This window comes from Congregibacter sp., assembly GCF_965660375.1.
Taxonomy (GTDB): domain Bacteria; phylum Pseudomonadota; class Gammaproteobacteria; order Pseudomonadales; family Halieaceae; genus Congregibacter.
In genome coordinates, this window is record NZ_CBFHZO010000063.1 from 1 (window position 1) to 16,990 (window position 16,990).

The 16,990-nt window shown below is 58.8% G+C and carries 14 protein-coding genes and 1 pseudogene; 7 read left to right on the top strand and 8 right to left on the bottom strand.

Annotation, left to right across the window (positions count from 1 at the left end; genetic code table 11):
- Positions 1-371: pseudogene (locus ACTG3T_RS05510) on the bottom strand (ChrR family anti-sigma-E factor); the annotation flags it as partial.
- A complete protein-coding gene (locus ACTG3T_RS05515; RefSeq protein WP_439101263.1) occupies positions 372-998 on the bottom strand; it encodes a sigma-70 family RNA polymerase sigma factor in 627 nt (208 codons plus the stop codon).
- A gap of 215 nt (positions 999-1,213) precedes the next feature.
- Here ACTG3T_RS05515 and ACTG3T_RS05520 point away from each other — a divergent pair, with 215 nt between their 5' ends.
- From ACTG3T_RS05520 to ACTG3T_RS05530, 3 genes are read left to right on the top strand one after another with little or no spacing between them, the layout of a single operon-like run.
- Positions 1,214-2,473 (top strand): NAD(P)/FAD-dependent oxidoreductase, encoded by a 1,260-nt coding sequence (locus ACTG3T_RS05520; protein ID WP_439101264.1) that lies wholly within the window; start codon positions 1,214-1,216, stop codon positions 2,471-2,473.
- A complete protein-coding gene (locus tag ACTG3T_RS05525) occupies positions 2,470-3,231 on the top strand; it encodes a DUF1365 domain-containing protein (RefSeq protein ID WP_439101265.1) in 762 nt (253 codons plus the stop codon). Before ACTG3T_RS05520 ends, ACTG3T_RS05525 begins: the two co-directional genes overlap by 4 nt.
- Positions 3,231-4,490: a class I SAM-dependent methyltransferase gene (locus tag ACTG3T_RS05530; protein WP_439101266.1), complete on the top strand. Its 1,260-nt coding sequence runs from the start codon at positions 3,231-3,233 to the stop codon at positions 4,488-4,490. Before ACTG3T_RS05525 ends, ACTG3T_RS05530 begins: the two co-directional genes overlap by 1 nt.
- A 42-nt stretch (positions 4,491-4,532) precedes the next feature.
- Here ACTG3T_RS05530 and ACTG3T_RS05535 read toward each other — a convergent pair whose 3' ends face one another.
- Positions 4,533-5,438: a DMT family transporter gene (locus ACTG3T_RS05535; RefSeq protein ID WP_439101267.1), complete on the bottom strand. Its 906-nt coding sequence runs from the start codon at positions 5,436-5,438 to the stop codon at positions 4,533-4,535.
- Positions 5,439-5,580: 142 nt separating this feature from the next.
- Here ACTG3T_RS05535 and nhaC point away from each other — a divergent pair, with 142 nt between their 5' ends.
- Together nhaC and ACTG3T_RS05545 are read left to right on the top strand one after the other, a co-directional pair.
- Entirely contained in the window at positions 5,581-7,059 is a 1,479-nt protein-coding gene (gene nhaC, locus ACTG3T_RS05540) for a Na+/H+ antiporter NhaC (RefSeq protein WP_439101268.1), read from the top strand.
- A gap of 11 nt (positions 7,060-7,070) precedes the next feature.
- Positions 7,071-7,508, top strand: a complete 438-nt coding sequence (locus ACTG3T_RS05545; protein WP_439101269.1) for an acyl-CoA thioesterase — start codon at positions 7,071-7,073, stop codon at positions 7,506-7,508.
- A 2-nt stretch (positions 7,509-7,510) separates the two neighbouring features.
- On the opposite strand, the gene epmA is transcribed toward ACTG3T_RS05545, so the two are convergent.
- Complete coding sequence (gene epmA, locus ACTG3T_RS05550; RefSeq protein ID WP_439101270.1) at positions 7,511-8,467, bottom strand: EF-P lysine aminoacylase EpmA; 957 nt, start codon at positions 8,465-8,467, stop codon at positions 7,511-7,513.
- 1 nt (position 8,468) lies between these two features.
- Complete coding sequence (gene efp / locus ACTG3T_RS05555) at positions 8,469-9,041, bottom strand: elongation factor P (RefSeq protein WP_439101271.1); 573 nt, start codon at positions 9,039-9,041, stop codon at positions 8,469-8,471.
- A gap of 137 nt (positions 9,042-9,178) precedes the next feature.
- Here efp and ACTG3T_RS05560 point away from each other — a divergent pair, with 137 nt between their 5' ends.
- Complete coding sequence (locus tag ACTG3T_RS05560; protein ID WP_439101272.1) at positions 9,179-11,014, top strand: GTPase; 1,836 nt, start codon at positions 9,179-9,181, stop codon at positions 11,012-11,014.
- A gap of 22 nt (positions 11,015-11,036) precedes the next feature.
- Here ACTG3T_RS05560 and serB read toward each other — a convergent pair whose 3' ends face one another.
- Positions 11,037-12,182: a phosphoserine phosphatase SerB gene (serB, locus tag ACTG3T_RS05565; RefSeq protein WP_439101273.1), complete on the bottom strand. Its 1,146-nt coding sequence runs from the start codon at positions 12,180-12,182 to the stop codon at positions 11,037-11,039.
- Positions 12,183-12,298: 116 nt separating this feature from the next.
- Here serB and ACTG3T_RS05570 point away from each other — a divergent pair, with 116 nt between their 5' ends.
- Positions 12,299-13,564, top strand: a complete 1,266-nt coding sequence (locus ACTG3T_RS05570) for a hypothetical protein (RefSeq protein WP_439101274.1) — start codon at positions 12,299-12,301, stop codon at positions 13,562-13,564.
- Between the two features lie 27 nt (positions 13,565-13,591).
- Here ACTG3T_RS05570 and parC read toward each other — a convergent pair whose 3' ends face one another.
- Positions 13,592-15,841: a DNA topoisomerase IV subunit A gene (parC, locus tag ACTG3T_RS05575; RefSeq protein ID WP_439101275.1), complete on the bottom strand. Its 2,250-nt coding sequence runs from the start codon at positions 15,839-15,841 to the stop codon at positions 13,592-13,594.
- A 183-nt stretch (positions 15,842-16,024) separates the two neighbouring features.
- Entirely contained in the window at positions 16,025-16,906 is an 882-nt protein-coding gene (locus ACTG3T_RS05580; RefSeq protein WP_439101276.1) for a Crp/Fnr family transcriptional regulator, read from the bottom strand.
- Positions 16,907-16,990 lie beyond the last annotated feature (84 nt).

Genomic DNA, 16,990 nt, shown 5'->3' on the forward strand with positions numbered 1-16,990 from the left:
TCGGTGACTTTCTTCCATACCAGGTCAGAAAAGTCGCCGGCCATCAGACGGCTCAACAACGCTGGAGTCGCGTCCTGGCCCTTGCGTTTGGCAGGCTGGTAGCACAGAGGCGCTTCCTCATCGAGGCGCGCAAGCACACGATCCAACAGCGCGTCGCCCACGGGCTCCGGGTCCAGGGACTCAAACATTGCCGCCCCTATGGTCTGCAGGCGTGCCACTGTCCGCGAACAGCAGTCACAATAATTCAGGTGCGCGGATACGCAGGCGGCCTGAGCAAGGGAGAGGCTGCCAGCAGCATGCTCCGTGAGAAGTTCCAATTCAGGATGATGTTTTGCCATGGTTTTATCTACAACTCTGTCTTCGTGTTCCATTTATCTACCCTCTTGGGCAACGTCAAACTGCACCTGCATCTTTTGCACGGCCAGCCTGACCCGCGACTTCACGGTACCCAGCGGTAAGTCCAGTTCGGAGGCCGCCTCTGCGTGCGATTTACCCTCCATGTAGACCTTGGCAATTATCTGCGTCTGGTCTGCGGGGAGATTCTTCATCGTCTCCCTGATTCGGTCGGCGCTGCGTCGGTTCTGCAACTGCATAAACGGCTCTTCGTGCTCCTGATCCGGACTGAAATCCTCCGCTGCCAAAGGCGTGTCGAACTTCTGCAGGCGGCGGAACATGTCCGTCCGACAATTTCGCGCAATCGTATATACCCATGTACTCGCCGCGGCCTTTTCTGGATTGAAAGCTCCGGCTTTTTGCCAAATTTTTAACATAACCTCTTGCACAATCTCATCGGCATGGGTCGCCGACATAGCAGATCCCGCGAGCGCGAAGGCCTTGATGAGTGGCGCGAAGTGTCGGAACAGCCGTGTATATGCGGCGCGATCCTGCTTCTCGGCGATCAGGACCAGGCACTCACTCCACTCGTCCGTGCGACGACCTGTTGGTATGGCTCGCACCTCACCATCATTCCCCCGCGCCGTACTTTGTTTGTCTTCCACGTATCACCCCTGCTATTCAATACATTTAATACGTGCACTATAGCCCGAGTGGATGACCCCGACATCCGCGCGAAAACCGCGCTGATCCACCCATTCCCACCACGCGTAATTTTCACAGTAGAATCGCGGCCTTCCGGGACAATGCTCAGGCCGCAACGCGCCATCTCTGGCCCTACTCATCAAGTCCCTCAACAACTGACAGGAGTCACCCACAGGTGCACATTGCGGTAATTGGTTCAGGCATCTCGGGGTTAGCGTGCGCACACTATCTAAGTGCTGGCCACACGGTCAGCGTCTTTGAAGCCAACAAGAGACTTGGCGGCCACACGGCCACCATGGATGTGCAACTGGGCACCCGGCGCTTCGCCATCGACACCGGATTTATCGTTTTTAACGACTGGACCTACCCTAACTTTATTGCCCTGATGGATGAATTGGGGGTTAGCAGTCGGGAAACTTCCATGGGGTTTAGCGTCCGCGACGAAGACACGGGCCTCGAGTATTCCGGCACTAATCTCAACTCCCTGTTTGCCCAACGGCGCAATCTTGTGTCGCCCCGCTTTCTGCGCATGGTGCGAGATATCCTGCGATTCAATAAAGAAAGTCTGGCGGATCTCGAGGGAGGTGAGCTTGCGGACAATGAAAGTTTGGGGAGCTATCTGGAGCGCAAAAAATACAGCGAGTCCTTCAAGCGGGACTACCTTATCGCCATGGGATCCGCTATCTGGTCTTCCGATTGCGCAAGCATGCTCGACTTCCCCGTGCAGTTCTTCGTGCGCTTCTTCAAAAATCATGGCTTGCTCTCGGTAAAAAACCGACCCCAGTGGCGGGTCATTGAAGGGGGCTCCCGGGAATACATTGCACCCCTGTGCCGCCGCTTTGAGCAGCGCATACATACTGGCACCCCGGTCAGCAAAGTGCGCCGGGACGCTTCGGGCGTCACGCTAGTGCTTGAAAACGGCACGGAACAGCGTTTTGATCAGGCGGTCATTGCCACCCACTCCGATCATGCCCTGGCGATGCTCGAAGCACCGTCGGCCGCGGAGAGCGAGGTGCTCGGGGCACTGCCCTACCAGTCCAACGACGTGGTGCTGCACACCGACAAGCGATTACTCCCGGAGAACCGCAAAACCTGGTCCAGCTGGAACTATCGACTGGGCGTCGATGAATCCCGTGCCGTACTCACCTACAATATGAATATCCTGCAAGGCATTCAGTCCGCCGAGACCTTCTGCGTCACCCTCAATGACACTGCTTCTATCAACCCCCACAAGATTCTCGGACGTTTTACCTACGATCACCCCGTGTTTAGTCTCGACGGCATGGCGGCGCAACAGCGCTGGGGCGACATCAATGGACAGCAAAACACCTGGTTCTGCGGCGCCTACTGGCACAACGGCTTTCATGAGGACGGCGTGGTGAGCGCGCTGCGTGTCTCTCAGGCGATGACAGAGCGGACACGCAACGCGGCATGAAGTCCCGGCTGTACATCGGCTCCCTGAGACACCGGCGCCACACGCCCCGGAAACACGCCTTCAAGTATCGGGTGTTCATGCCCTACCTGCGCCTTGACGAAGTCGACGCTGTGCTTGGCCTGAGCCGACTCTGGTCCCGTTCACGCTTTGCCCCCGCGAGTTTTTGTCGTGACGACTTTCTCGGCGACCCGACCAAACCCCTCGAGGCGGAAGTGCGCAGGCGCATCAGGGAAGAGACCGGCGCAGAGCACAGCGGCCCCATCTATGTTCTCGCCAACCTGCGCTATTTTGGCATGCGCATGAATCCCATCATCTGCTACTACTGTTTCAGTGACGACGAATCCCGCCTTGAATACCTGGTTGCCGAAGTCACCAACACACCGTGGGATGAGCGCCATAGCTACGTTCTTTCCTCAGAGCCCGGGCAACGGGTTCTGCGCCAGGACTTTGATAAAACATTTCACGTCTCACCCTTTAACCCGATGGACATGGAGTATTCCTGGCGGAGTAACGTTCCGGGAGAGCGCCTGGCAATCCATCTGGAGAATCACCGGGAGGGCGACCGGGTTTTCGATGCCACCCTGGCGCTGGAAGCGGAGCCCATCACGGCGGTCAGCCTGCGCGGCATACTATGGCGATTCCCCCTGATGACCGCTAAAGTAGCGGGAGCAATCTACTGGCAAGCCCTCAAGCTTTTCATCAAACGTATCCCTTACCATCCACACCCCGGGACCAGCCTTCAATCTGGAGCACAATAATGAACGAAGTCAGTGTGAGCAGGATTCCCCTTCTGCCCCAGGCAAAATCTTTTCGCAACCGCGCCGAACTTGCGCGGCATTTTCTTCTGCAGGTGCTATCGCACATCAAGGTGGGCTACGTGACTATCCATGATGGCGAAGACACCCATCACTTTGGCGACGCTGCCAAACCCGGCGAGCCTCAGGCAGAGATTGTGGTACACAATCGCGAAGCGTTCGGCAAGGTTCTGATTGGCGGCACCGTAGCGGCAGGCGAGGCTTACATTGATGGAGACTGGTCGACGCCGGATCTTACGGAAGTCACCCGGCTGTTCAGCGCAAACATGCAAACCATGGAGTCCATGGAGTCCAAGCAACACTGGTACACCAAACTTGCGCTAAAGCTGGCACATTCCATGAACCGCAATACTCACGAGGGTTCCAAACGGAACATCGCAGCGCACTACGATCTTGGCAATGATTTTTTCCGCCTGTTTCTCGACTCCACGATGATGTACTCCTCGGCGGTCTTTGAGCGCCCGGAAAACACCCTCGAAAAAGCCGCGGTAGATAAGCTGGACGAGCTTTGCCGACAGCTTGAACTCAAGCCCGAGGATCACCTGCTGGAGATCGGCACGGGTTGGGGTGGCATGGCCATTCACGCGGCGACGCATTACGGCTGCAAAGTCACTACCACGACCATCTCCCAGGAGCAGTTTGATTACGCCAAGGCCCGGGTCGCCGAATTGGGGCTTGAGGACCGGATTACCCTGCTCTGCGAAGACTACCGCGCTCTCACCGGTGAGTACGACAAGCTCGTCTCCGTGGAAATGATTGAGGCCGTGGGTCACGATTTTTACAGCAGCTACTTCCAGTGCTGTAGCAAGCTTCTGAAAGACAACGGAAAAATGGTTATTCAGGCAATCACCATTACCGATGACCGCTACGAACAGGCGCGGCGCTCCGTGGATTACATCAAACGCTATATATTCCCCGGCGGCTGCCTGCCTTCCCTGGAGATTATCGCCAGGCACATCGCGAAAGACAGTAATCTGCAAATGGTTCACCTGCGGGACATCACTGCCGACTACGCATTGACCCTGGCCCATTGGCGCCAGCGGTTTATGGAGCGCCTTGATGAGGTGCGCGCCATGGGCTTTGACGACCGGTTTATTCGCATGTGGGAATTCTATCTTTGCTACTGCGAGGGCGGCTTTCGGGAACGCATCATCGGCACGGCACAGCTGGCCTTCGCCAAGCCGGGCTACCGCAGCGCCTGATTTTCGGGCTGGCCCGGGGTCGCCGGGCTATCGTTACAAGTTTTATTGCGGGGCTTTATCCGGGGGCTCAGGTGCTGGCCTACCCTGTTGAACCACGATTCCCGGCAGGATCAGTGCGAGCCCCAGCAAGGTTGCCGGGTGGATCACCTCCCCCAGAATCAGGGCGATAAACACCAGAGACAGCATCGGTGACAGAAAAATAAGGTTACCCACCCGGGACACATTGCTTGCGACTCTCAGTGCGGTGGACCACAGCAGCCAGGTAAACCCCATTTCAAAAAGCCCTACATAGACCGCACTCGCCAGCGCCCCGCCGGAGGGTGGCAGGCCCCCGCCCCAAAGCAAACACAGTACTAAAGATATGGGTGCTGCACACACAAAGTAAGCGGCCAGAGAAATCGCCGCATCGCCTTTGCTCCGGGCACTTAATAGCCAGAAAACGGCCCATATCACCGTGCTGCCCAAGGCAAGAGTGACCCCTACACCACTGCTAAACGCCAGGGAGAAAGGAGCTCCCTCGGTGGCAATGATGACGACGCCGAGGTAGCCAAACACAATAGCCAGCCAGTCGCGAAAACCCAGGCGCTGGCCAAGCACGGGGATAGACAGCAGTGCCAGCGTGATTGCCCAGGTATAGTTGATGGTCTGTGCCTGCTGGGCGGGCAGCCGGTCGTAGGCAGCCAGCAAAACACTGTAGTAAAGCAGCGGGTTGAGAGCGGCCATGGCCAGGAAACCAAGAGGCGCAGCGCGCAGCTCCCGCCATAAAAGCCCCAGCCGACCCTGCCAGGCCAGGGTTCCCAGCAATGCCGCCGCTGATACCCAGACAGCGACAAAAAGCAGCTGCAGCACCGAAAGCTCTGCGAGGGCAAGCTTGAAGGCGGTTGCCGCGGTGGACCACAGCAGCACCGCACAAAGACCCAGCAATAAAGCGCGTTGATCATCTTTCACAGTGGTAGTGCCCTGGGTCGAACAACAGTCAGCGGCAGTGTACTGAACAATGGCGTCGTCATCTGTGTTTTCGCGGCGGTCCCTGTACCCACACAAATTTTTGCGGCATGCTCACAGGCTTTCCCAGGCAGGTGAACCGGTCTTGAGCGCAAACAGACACAGCAACGAACGACTCACACCCGCGTTGGCGGCAGCCCCCATTGTTATGCTCATCGCCATGCTGGCGCTCTCGGTATTCCTCTTTGGCTCCGATGCCTCCTACGGTGCCAACCAGATCGCGCTGGTCCTCGCCACGGGTATTGCAGCGCTGGTCGGACAGCGTACCGGCATCAAATGGCGGGAGGCACAGGAAGGCATTATCGATGGCATCGGTGTGGGCCTGGGACCAACACTGATCCTCCTTGCGGTGGGGATGTTGATCGGCACCTGGATACTCTCGGGTACCGTGCCAACAATGATTTATTACGGTGTTCAGATACTGAACCCACAGATTTTCTACGCTGCCAGTGCGCTGATATGCGCCATTGTGGCCATTAGCGTTGGCAGCTCCTGGACCGTGGCGGGCACCCTCGGTATCGGTCTCATGGGCATCGCGGGGAGCTTCGACCTGTCTCCCGCCATTGCAGCGGGAGCGATTATTTCCGGCGCCTACTTTGGCGATAAGCTGTCGCCCATGTCCGATACCACCAATCTGGCGTCCGCCGCTGCCGGCGTGGACCTTTTTGATCATATACGACACATGCTCTGGACCACGGTGCCAAGCTTTGCGCTGGCGCTGCTGGTGTTCTCGTTCATCGGTGGGGGCGATGCCAGCACGCCCCAGGAAATTGAGGCACTTCAGCAGAGCCTCCAGGTCGAGTTCTCCATCGGACTCCATCTTCTACTGCCGCTGGTACTTATGCTGTTCCTGGTCTACAAGCGCTTCCCCGCGTACCCGGCGATTCTTATCAGCGCGCTGGCGGGAGGCGTGTTCGCCCTCATCTTCCAGCCGGAGGTCGTCCAGCGGATGGCCGGCGACGATGAACTGGGTAAAGGCCTTGCGCTGGTAAAGGGCGTCTGGGTCGCCTTGTTTGCAGGCTATGAGGCAAACAGCGGCAACGAATTTCTCGATGCGCTCCTCAGTAAAGGCGGCATGAGCAGTATGCTGAACACCGTATGGCTCATCGTCGTTGCTCTGGGTTTTGGCGGCATTCTCGAGCGCACCGGCATCCTCAACTACTGGCTGCGCCATGCGCTGCGCCTGGTCAAGGGCACCGGCTCCCTGGTTGCGACGACGGTAGCGACCTGTGTATCCACCAATATTCTGGCTGCAGACCAGTTCATGGCCGTAGCGCTGCCCGGGCGTATGTATCGGGATGCCTACAAGGAGTATGGCCTGTCGCCGCTGAATCTGTCGCGAACGCTGGAGGATTCCGCGACCATAACCTCAGCGCTCATCCCCTGGAATACCTGCGGCGCCTATATGTCGGCCACCCTGGGCGTTGCGACGCTTACCTACGCCCCCTTTGCCATCTTCAATATTGCCTGCCCCCTGGTCGCCATCGCCTATGGCTTTTCCAACATTGCCCAAAAACCGCTGGAATCTCCGGAGGATGGAACCAGTGCCCCGGCTGCTGCCTGAAGGCCTGAGCAATGAGTGACTGGGACTACGATTCGCCCTTCCTGCGGCGCACCACGGTGCTCTCCGGTGACGTTGATGCACTGAATCACACGAATAACACGGTCTATGTGCGCTGGTGTGAGGAGTGCGCCTGGGAGCATTCTGCCCACCTGGGTATGAATATCGATGACTATCACCGACTGGACCGGGCCATGGCGGTAGTGGAAGGCCGCTATCAGTATCTCAAGGCGTCCTATCTCAATGAAGAAGTCGACACGGCAACCTGGATCACCCACTGGGACAAACGTCTGACCATGACGCGGCAATTTCAGGTCCAGCGCGTCGCCGACGGTGTAACGCTGCTCCGTGCCGAGGTGCGCTTTGCCTGCATAGAGATCAGCTCGGGGAAACCCCGGCGACTCCCCAGGGAGTTTCTCGCCACCTACGAGCCCGCGATTTTAAACCGTTAATCCTAGCTGCGGCTCCAGTCGAAGGGCATCACGGCTGACAAGCGGTCGACGCACAGCTGGGCCATGAGCAGGCGGTCCACGCCCATAGCAACGCCGCTGCATTCCGGCAAACCTGCTTCCATGGCGGCGACAAGCCGTGGATCCAGTTCTCGCTCCGCCTGGCCCGCAGTGCGTCGTCGGAGATTATCATCTGCTGCCCGCTCCACCAGCTCCCGCGCATCGCGCAGCTCCTGGTAGCCATTGGCCAGCTCGATTCCATCCACATACAGCTCAAAGCGCTCGGCTACCCTTCGACCATCACGATCAGTACAGCGTGCCAAAGCTGCCTGGGAGGGCGGGTAGTCACACACAAACAGCACACCGCGATTTACAAGCGCCGGTTCGATAACATGGCTCATCAGAAGGTCGAGCCAGCCATCGTAATCAAGCTCCAGGTTGCCTACATCCAGCTGCCCGACAGCTACGGTTTTGAGCTCTGCAGCAGAAACGGCCCAGGAATCCACCGCCAGCAGCTCGTCAAAGAGCGCACGATAGCTGACAACGCTCCAGTCATCCCTGCCCAGGCATTCACAGACCAGCTCCGCCACCTCCCGAATCAGGTCCTTGGCAGATAGTCCCGGTCGGTACCACTCCAGCAGGGTGAATTCAGGGTTGTGTCTGGCGCCAACCTCGCCATCGCGAAAAGCCTTACCCAGCTGATAGATGGGTCCGCTGCCCGCCGCCAACAGGCGCTTCATGGCGAATTCGGGAGACGTTTGCAGGAATCTGGATGAGCCATCGGTTGCCGAAGGCATAGTGCGCAGGGGTTCTATAGCGGGATCGGTCACGCCAAAAGCGGCGAGGACCGGTGTATCCACTTCAAGGACATCACGCTTGGCAAAAAAGGCGCGGATTTTGCCGAACAGCGCGCTCCGGGCCTGAAGAGCGGCGCGGGTTGTCCCGGGCCGCCAGTCCTCCATATCAGCTTTTGCTCGCGCGAGCGACGTATTCTCCGGAGCGGGTGTCTACGCGAATGACCTCTCCCTGGGAAATAAACAGCGGCACGCGAACCACCGCACCGGTGGAGAGTGTAGCGGGCTTGCTGCCGCCCTGGGCGGTGTCACCTTTGAGTCCCGGGTCCGTCTCCGTGATCTCAAGCTCCACGAAGTTCGGGGGGCTTATGGAGAGCGGCGTGCCGTTGTAAAGCGTAACCTCGCAGGGCTCCTGCTCCTTGAGCCACTTGTGAGTATCGCCCACCGCAGCGGCGTCCGCCTGGTATTGCTCGTAGGTGTTGGGCTCCATAAAGAACCAGAACTCACCATCGGTGTAGAGATACTCCATGGTGATGTCCATGACATCAGCACCTTCGAGACTCTCACCGGACTTGAAGGTTCGGTCCCACACCCGACCGGTCTTGAGGTTACGCATGCGAACACGATTGAAGGCCTGGCCTTTGCCCGGCTTGACGAACTCGTTGTCCAGAATGCTGCAGGGATCTCCATCCAGCATCACCTTGAGACCCGAGCGGAATTCGTTGGTTGAGTAATTGGCCATAGCCGTGCATCCCTAAGTCTGATGGCGCGCGATGATACCGTACCGGCCACGCAAAATCAGTGTTTGGAAATAGCGCGAAACCCCAAATTTAAGCTATGCTCGGCACAATCTGCTCCCGGCAACAAGGACTGGGCGCCATGACGCCGACAAAAGTTTCAGGCCTGCGCCTCCCCCAGCAGGATCTCGACCAATGCAGTGTTTTTGACTGCACGGTGGAGGCCGTGGGTAAGTGGGTGGAGGAACTGCCCCTGGGCAACCCCCTTCGCGCGGGATCAAGTCTGCGCAGTGCAGTATCCGAACTCAATCGGGTGACGCTCGCCCCTCCGGAGCGCTTTGCGCTGCTGGAGCTGCTGCGCACTCCGGTGGATTCCGTGCTCACAACGCTTATCCGAGGGTCCCTCAAACAGTCGGTGATCCTGGACAACGACAAACAGATCCAGACGGACCTGATCACTGACCTCTGTTCCCTGACTGCGGCCGGTTACAGCCTCACAGCAGTACACACAATTCGGGACAACAGCGGCGTCAAGGGCATCAATCCGGCCAAGCTCGCCTGCGAGTCCCTGCACCGGGCCATGGTCCTGTCGGGACAGCGTATTCTCGTTGCCTACATTCTTTACCAGCCCGTTGAACCGAACGGTTGGGCAGGTCTCCATCAGCTTTATTCCCTGAGCGAGCGACAGCAGCTGGCGAAATTGCCCGTGGAGGACAGCCTCCGGGGGACCCGTAGCAATATTGCCCAGGAATACATCCCTCCACTGCTCCTTGCCTGCGCAAAGCCGAACCAGCTGCGACAGCACGACATAGCGGGTGCCTACCGGGCGTTTCAGGAGTGGCGGGACCTGGCGGAGCTTGAGGATCCGGAGCTTGGAGACGGTCTCTTTGCCATAGACATGCTGGGCGATCAGGCGCCGGCCTTCGCCGAGCTCCTCGTTCGTCGGGGAAGTACCCAATTCCGCTATATCAACACCAAGGCACTGATCAGTCACCTGGAGGAACTCAAGAAGTCCCGAGGCACCCAGGGGCTTCGCGTCATCGAGTTCGACAGGGAAACCCGTCTGGACAGCAACCTGTTGGAGCACCTGATCAAAGCCCTGGGCGAGATAAGCCAGCGCAACTTCGCAAGGCAGCCCTCACGCAGCACCCTGGAAATCGCCACAGGCCTGAGCAATGTGCATTACTTTGTAGCCGGAGAGCGCAGCCTGGAAGAGGTTTTCCAGGGCCCTGAGTACGACGATGCCGAAGCAAGCGCGGGCAACCAGAACCCCTTCCTCACTCCCGCCAGTCACGGTGACAAGTGGCAGCAGGCCAATGCGGAAGATGAAATCGAGGAGCACGCCCCGGACGAAGAAATCGATCTGGGCGTAGACGTGGATAAGTTCTCCAGGCTCGCTCAGCAGCAGGAAGCCAAGGCACAGATGCAAAAACCGGTGCGCCACACGGTTTATTCTGTAAAAACCACGAACACCAGTCCCGGGGGCTACTGTATTGAATGGCACGATCCCCCGGACAGCGTGCACATCGGTGATATTGTCTGTGTGCGCGAAGCGGGCATGGAGCAGACAGACTGGACTATCGCGGTCATCCGCTGGGTAAGCCAGGTAAAGCACGCGCCCACGCTCGTGGGTCTGGAACTCATCAGTCCCCGGGCCGGCGCTTACGCGGCCCAGATCAAAATGCCCGATGGCGAGTTTTCAAAACCCATTCGCGTGCTGCTGCTACCGGAGATTCCCCTCGTGGGGCAGGCCCACACCCTGGTAGTGCCGCGAATGGTCTTTAAGGAGGGTCAGCGGATTACTGTGACCTGTGATGAGGAATCCGCACTGGTGAAGCTCAAACGCCAGGTGGCCTCCACGGGTTACTTCGGTCAGATGGATTTTGATTACCTCCGCCAGCTGGACGAGGACATCGAGAGCTCAAAACGCGAAGAGCTGCCCACCGCCGCCTTTGAATCGATCTGGACGGATCTTTAGGGCACGCCGCCAAAGCGATTGTTCAACGGGGCACCCCCAGAACATACAGCAGTGCCTCCAGCGTACCGTGATTAATGGCGCAAGGTGCGGATTCCCGGACCCGGGGTTTGGCATGAAAGGCTACCCCCAGCCCCGCGGTCGCCAGCATCGGTAAATCGTTTGCCCCATCCCCCACGGCAACGGTGTCATCCATGGCAATGCCTTCCCGCGCGGCAATTTCCCGGAGCAACAGCACCTTGCGATCAGCGTCCACAATTTCGCCGTCCACATCGCCGGTGAGCTGCTGATCGATGATCTGCAGGTGATTGGCGTGCACCTCGTTAACGCCGATTTGCGACTGCACCTTCTTCGCAAAGTAGTCAAAACCCCCGGATAAAATTGCCGTGTAATGTCCCTGGGCACGCAGAGTCCGCAGTAATGCCCTGGCGCCGGGCATCAGGGGCAGGTGAATGCCCACCTCATCAATCTCCCGGGCATCCAGCCCCCTGAGCTTCGCCATGCGTTCGCGAAAACTCTCGCGGAAGTCGAGCTCACCGCGCATCGCCCGGGCAGTCACCTCAGCCACCTCTTCCCCAACCCCGGCGCGACGGGCAAGCTCGTCGATAACCTCACACTGAATCAGCGTGGAATCCATATCAAACGCTATTAATCGCCTCCGGGGGCGTTTGCTGTCACTGGCCGTCAGGGTGAGATCGAGCTCCCAGCGGCTGGCAAGATTCTGAAGATTCTCGCGAAGCAGGGTGCAGCGCGACCAGTCATCAAGATAAAACTCTACCGCCAGCTCTCGCTCCGCGATTCCTGGCTCACCCGGAGATAGACGCCGCAGCGCACGGAGCTCCACATCCCCCTGGGCGAGCGTTGCTATGAGATCCGGGGGAAGCTGGACCGCCGGAGGAATTATGAGAGTGAGCACCGCATCCGCGCACTGATAAAGCGAGGACGGATCTCCTACGCCCATAACCGGCAAGACCCTGGAATCCCAGGAAACGCCCAGTTGGTCCAGCTGTGCTGCGAGACGCTTTCTTGTGTCGTCGCTTTCGCTGCGACATTCAAGGCGCTCGGAACCGGTAGGAAAACGCACCGAATCCGCTAGCACCAATGCCGGCAGAAGCCGCTGCAGAGCGGCAGGATTGAGCGGCGTAGACAGCGAGAAAGCCGTTGTTGTCACGATAGACCCTAGTGGCATAAAAATTTGCGCCCAATTCTAACCCAGTGATCGAACAGGGAGACGCCGCGCGGCCCCCACGCTTATACTCCCCGCACAGCATCGCCACGAATTGATTCATGCAACGCTTCAAATCCCTCAGCCTGAGTTTGCAACTGCCGCTGGTGGCAGCCGGCTGCGCCCTCCTCGTGGGTCTGTGTCTGCTGTGGCTTACAGCCACTTCCAGCGAGTACCTCCAAAATGAGCGGGAGCGACGCTATGGAGAATCACTCGCCCAGCAGGTCTCTGCCACAGTGCGCGAGGCGCTTCAGCGCGGCGACCTCCTCAGCGCCCGCGCGTCACTGCAACGCTTTGTGGATAGCTCCCTGGCAGGAGGAATCACCATTCGCGATGTTGAGGGAATGGCTATGGGTACCGCAGGAGTCATCAGCGGACCTGATCTGACGCAATACAGTGCGCCCATACGCATCGGGCAGGACACCGCTGGCGAGGTTTTAGTGGCAGTAGACAGCAGTGCGGGGCAGGAGATTCGCTGGCGCTTCCTGTTCTCTCTCCTGGCGCTGGCCGCTGCCCTGAGTCTGCTGGTGTTCATGGGAACCCGGTTTCTGGCCCAGCGACTCTCTGCTTCGCTGTTGATTCTCGACAGCCAACTGGTACTGCCGGGCACTCATGCACCAGATCTGGAAAACGAAGTGAGTAGACTCCAGCGCAGTGTGGAAGCGCTACCTCTGGATATGCTGCGGGGCCATGCTCCCGTGCCCGCGGCGACCACGGAGTTTCAGCAGGCGACCATTCTGTTTGTGCACCTGGCGAGTCTGGCCCGCTACGTGGACACCCTCGGAGAATCCAATCTTCATCGCTACACGCGCCGCCTGCAGCAGATCGTACAGGCCGCCGCGCAGTGTTATCGCGGCGAGCTGGTCGTCACCAGGCCCTTTGGCCTCATCGTGAGCTTCAGCCCCCAGCCCAACGCCGGCAGCGAAGCCCTGCGGGCGGCGAGCTGTGCGCGACTCATCGCCCTTATTTCTCTCGGACTTCAAGAGCGCACCAGCCTGTCGCTGGAGCTCGCCATGGCCCTGGGGCAGTGCGAAAAAGGTATGGATCAGGCGAAGGATATCTACCCGCAGCTGCATCTTCAGGGCGCCATCGACGAGTTACGAGATGCCTGTTTAAATCACAAGCGTTATCCGGCCATTCTCCTCGCAGAGAGTGCCCTGGCCGATGAACAGCTTCAGGCGGTCGCGGAGCTGGCGGAGGATGGCGACATGGATGCCGCCGTCAGTGAGCTGCTGAGTCTGGCCGAGGAGCAGGAAACCCTCATCAATCATCAGGCCCGGATCATCGTCGAAAGAATCAAACCCAGCCAAGGGACAAACAGCAGCTGATCTCTGGCGCCGGCGGCTCATCGCACCCTAGGAAGCCACGTCCATACGCTCCACGCGCTGAAATCCCCGGGGCAGCTTGTTGCCCCGTCGTCCCCGCTCACCATGGTAGTGCTCGAGCTCTGAACGCTTGAGTGTCAGGTGGCGTTTTCCGGCCCATACGGTCAGACCGTCGTCGTCCCTGAGCACCGCTGTGGCAACCACAAACTCCTCCCGGTCCCGGGCCCTGGGCCCGGGAATCGCAATAATTTTATTGCCCTTACCCCGGGAAAGGCTCGGCAAATCCGCCAATGGAAACAGCAGCAGCCGCCCTTCATTGCTCACCGCGGCCACCCATTGGGCGTCATCGACGATTGGTACTGGACTCACCACCCGGGCACCTGACGGCAGCGTCAACGCTGCCTTGCCCGCGCGATTTTTTGTCTGCAGATCACCAAGCGTAGTCACAAAACCATAGCCCGCGTCGGAGGCCAGCATACAACGTTGTCCGCTGTCACCCATCATCAATCCATCGAAGCCTGCTCCCGAGGGCGGGTTAATGCGACCGGTCAGCGGCTCTCCCTGGCCCCGCGCCGACGGCAGATTATGCGTCGCCAGGGTGTAGGCGCGACCGGTGGAATCAATAATCACCGCCGGCTGATTGCTCCGCCCCCTCGCTGCGAGCTTGAAGCTGTCTCCGGATTTATAGCTCAGGGACCCGGGATCCATGTCGTGCCCCTTGGCGGCACGGATCCAGCCCTTCTCCGACAAGACCACAGTTATGGGGTCGGCGCTCATGAGCTCCAGCTCACTGAAGGCCTGGGCCTCCTCCCGGCTTGCCAGGGGGGAGCGCCGATCATCGCCATACTTTTCGGCAATGGCCGTGAGCTCTTTCTTAATCAGCGTCTTCAGCCGTGCCTCGGAGCCCAGGGTCTTCTCCAGCCAGTCTCGTTCTTTTTCCAGTTCGTCCTGCTCGCCGCGAATCTTCATTTCCTCGAGCTTGGCGAGGTTGCGCAGTTTCAGCTCGAGGATGGCTTCTGCCTGCATATCCGACAGCTCAAAGCGCGCAATGAGCGCCTGCTTGGGATGTTCTTCGGTGCGGATGATGTGAATCACTTCATCGATATTCAGGTAAGCCGCCAGATAACCTTCCAGAATATGTAAACGCCGCTGCACCCGCTCCAGGCGGTAATCCAGACGCCGTCGCACGGTCTCCCGGCGGAACTTGAGCCACTGCCTGAGAATGCCATCGAGGCTGCGCACTCCCGGGCGACCATCAATACCAATCATATTGAGATTGACGCGATAGGTTCGCTCAAGATCCGTGGTGGCAAAAAGGTGGCTCATGAGCGCGTCGCGATCGATGCGATTGGAGCGCGGCACAATCACCAGGCGGGTGGGATTTTCGTGATCTGATTCATCCCGCAGGTCCGCGACCATGGGCAGCTTCTTGGCCTGCATCTGCTGCGCGATTTGCTCCAGGACACGAGAGCCCGAGGCCTGGTGGGGCAGCGCAGTGACCACAATATCACCGTGCTCCGTGTCCCAAACCGCACGCGCACGCAGGCCTCCTCGCCCCGTAGCATAGAGCTGGGCGATATCCTCCCTGGGCGTAATGATCTCCGCTTCCGTCGGGTAATCGGGACCCTGAATGATCTCGCAAAGCTCCGCCAGGGTGGTTTTAGGCGCGTCGAGGAGGGTTACCGCCGCCGTCACCACTTCCCGCAGATTGTGCGGGGGAATATCCGTTGCCATGCCCACGGCAATACCGGTGGTGCCGTTGAGCAGCACATTGGGAACCTGGGCGGGGAGCAGGGAGGGCTCATCCATGGTTCCGTCAAAGTTCGGCACCCAGTCCACAGTGCCCTGCCCCAGCTCCCCAAGCAGTACATCGGCATAGGCCGTCAGGCGGGATTCGGTGTAGCGCATCGCGGCAAAGGACTTTGGATCATCGGGGGAACCCCAGTTTCCCTGACCATCGACCAGCGGGTAACGATAACTGAAGCTCTGCGCCATAAGCACCATGGCCTCGTAGGCAGCGCTGTCCCCATGGGGATGAAACTTGCCGATCACGTCACCCACGGTGCGAGCGGACTTTTTGAACTTCGCTGTTGCTTTGAGCCCCAGTTCACTCATGGCGTAGATAATGCGCCGCTGGACGGGCTTCAACCCGTCGCCAATATGGGGCAATGCGCGATCAAGAATGACGTACATGGAGTAGTCGAGATAGGCTTTCTCGGCATACTGCTTTAGGGAAATGCCCTCGATGCCATCGTCATCAATGGTGTTGGATTCTGTCATTTAGGGGTCTCTTGGAGAATCTGAGCCGGATTGGAAAATTGAATTTGACACACTGAATTGAAACACACTGGCGCTAAAAGTCCGGCAGATGCGTCGATGTCGCTAAGAGTGTGCCGCGAAGAGTGTGCAGCGAAGATAGGTACCTCAACTCTTTATATTTGCATGGCTTACCCGGGCAACGCGTCAGGCATCGCCACCACCCTGCGTGTCCGTCCCGGCGCCCCCGCTTCCTCCACGCTTCTGTACCAGCTGCTCGTTAAGACTGACGATGGAGTTCGCCATGTCTGTGAGCAGGGCGTGGATCGTTGCAGGATTGTTTTTGATCAGCTCTGTGAACTGGCTGGTGGGTACCTTGACCACACTGCAGCGGCTGCGGGCACGCACCGTCGCGCTGCGATCGGCGTGGGTCAGTGCCGCCATGGCACCGAAAATTTCTCCGGGGCTGATAATGCCCACGGGCACATCATCCACAAGTACATCTGCCAATCCGGAGGTGAGGTTGAAGACATACTGGGCACGCTCCCCCTGATTGATGATGATCTCCTCCGGTTCATACAAGGCAAAGCCGGGTGTGGTGATCACGTCCACCGGGGTTTGCATGGCGGTGAGACGCAGCATCATGCCGCTGTAGGTGACCAGCAGCCGGGTCCAGAGCTTGGTGGTGCTCGGCCGTGCGAACACCTGTTGCATAAATTCCAGGGCGCTGTAGCTGTTGAGACTCGCGCCGGCCTCGCTGCCGTAGAAAACCGCTGCTTCTGTATCCCGGCTGCCCGCGATGTCCGGCAGCAGCACGTCACCTTCCTCCAGCAGATATACCGCACGATCGGCGTAGCGCACCGATACGGTTCCACTGACAACGACGTAGAACTTTGCCGGGTCAAAACCGCGAAAATTACCGGTTTGGGTGGGAGCAACCTCCACCCGAATAGGCAGGAGGTCGATATCCGCCAACAGTGCCTGTACCAAACCCCGGTATTGCTGGTTTAGAAGCTTGAAATCAGCGGGTAGTTCAACGCTCGCTAGCATGGTCGATTTGGATACCGTCTTACCAATGCGCTCATTCAAGCGCGGATCTCGCGATCATAGCAATTTCTCCCGCCAGCGAGAACAACTCAACTGGCGAGAAGAAGGCCAAATCGCTAGCATGAT

Excerpts from the sequence above, each read along its gene's own strand:
- ACTG3T_RS05525 (WP_439101265.1), top strand. The coding sequence starts at position 2,470 with ATGAAGTCCCGGCTGTACATCGGCTCCCTGAGACACCGGCGCCACACG.
- ACTG3T_RS05530 (WP_439101266.1), top strand. The coding sequence starts at position 3,231 with ATGAACGAAGTCAGTGTGAGCAGGATTCCCCTTCTGCCCCAGGCAAAA.
- ACTG3T_RS05545 (WP_439101269.1), top strand. The coding sequence starts at position 7,071 with ATGAGTGACTGGGACTACGATTCGCCCTTCCTGCGGCGCACCACGGTG.
- epmA (WP_439101270.1), bottom strand. The coding sequence starts at position 8,467 with ATGGAGGACTGGCGGCCCGGGACAACCCGCGCCGCTCTTCAGGCCCGG.
- efp (WP_439101271.1), bottom strand. The coding sequence starts at position 9,041 with ATGGCCAATTACTCAACCAACGAATTCCGCTCGGGTCTCAAGGTGATG.
- ACTG3T_RS05560 (WP_439101272.1), top strand. The coding sequence starts at position 9,179 with ATGACGCCGACAAAAGTTTCAGGCCTGCGCCTCCCCCAGCAGGATCTC.
- ACTG3T_RS05570 (WP_439101274.1), top strand. The coding sequence starts at position 12,299 with ATGCAACGCTTCAAATCCCTCAGCCTGAGTTTGCAACTGCCGCTGGTG.
- parC (WP_439101275.1), bottom strand. The coding sequence starts at position 15,841 with ATGACAGAATCCAACACCATTGATGACGATGGCATCGAGGGCATTTCC.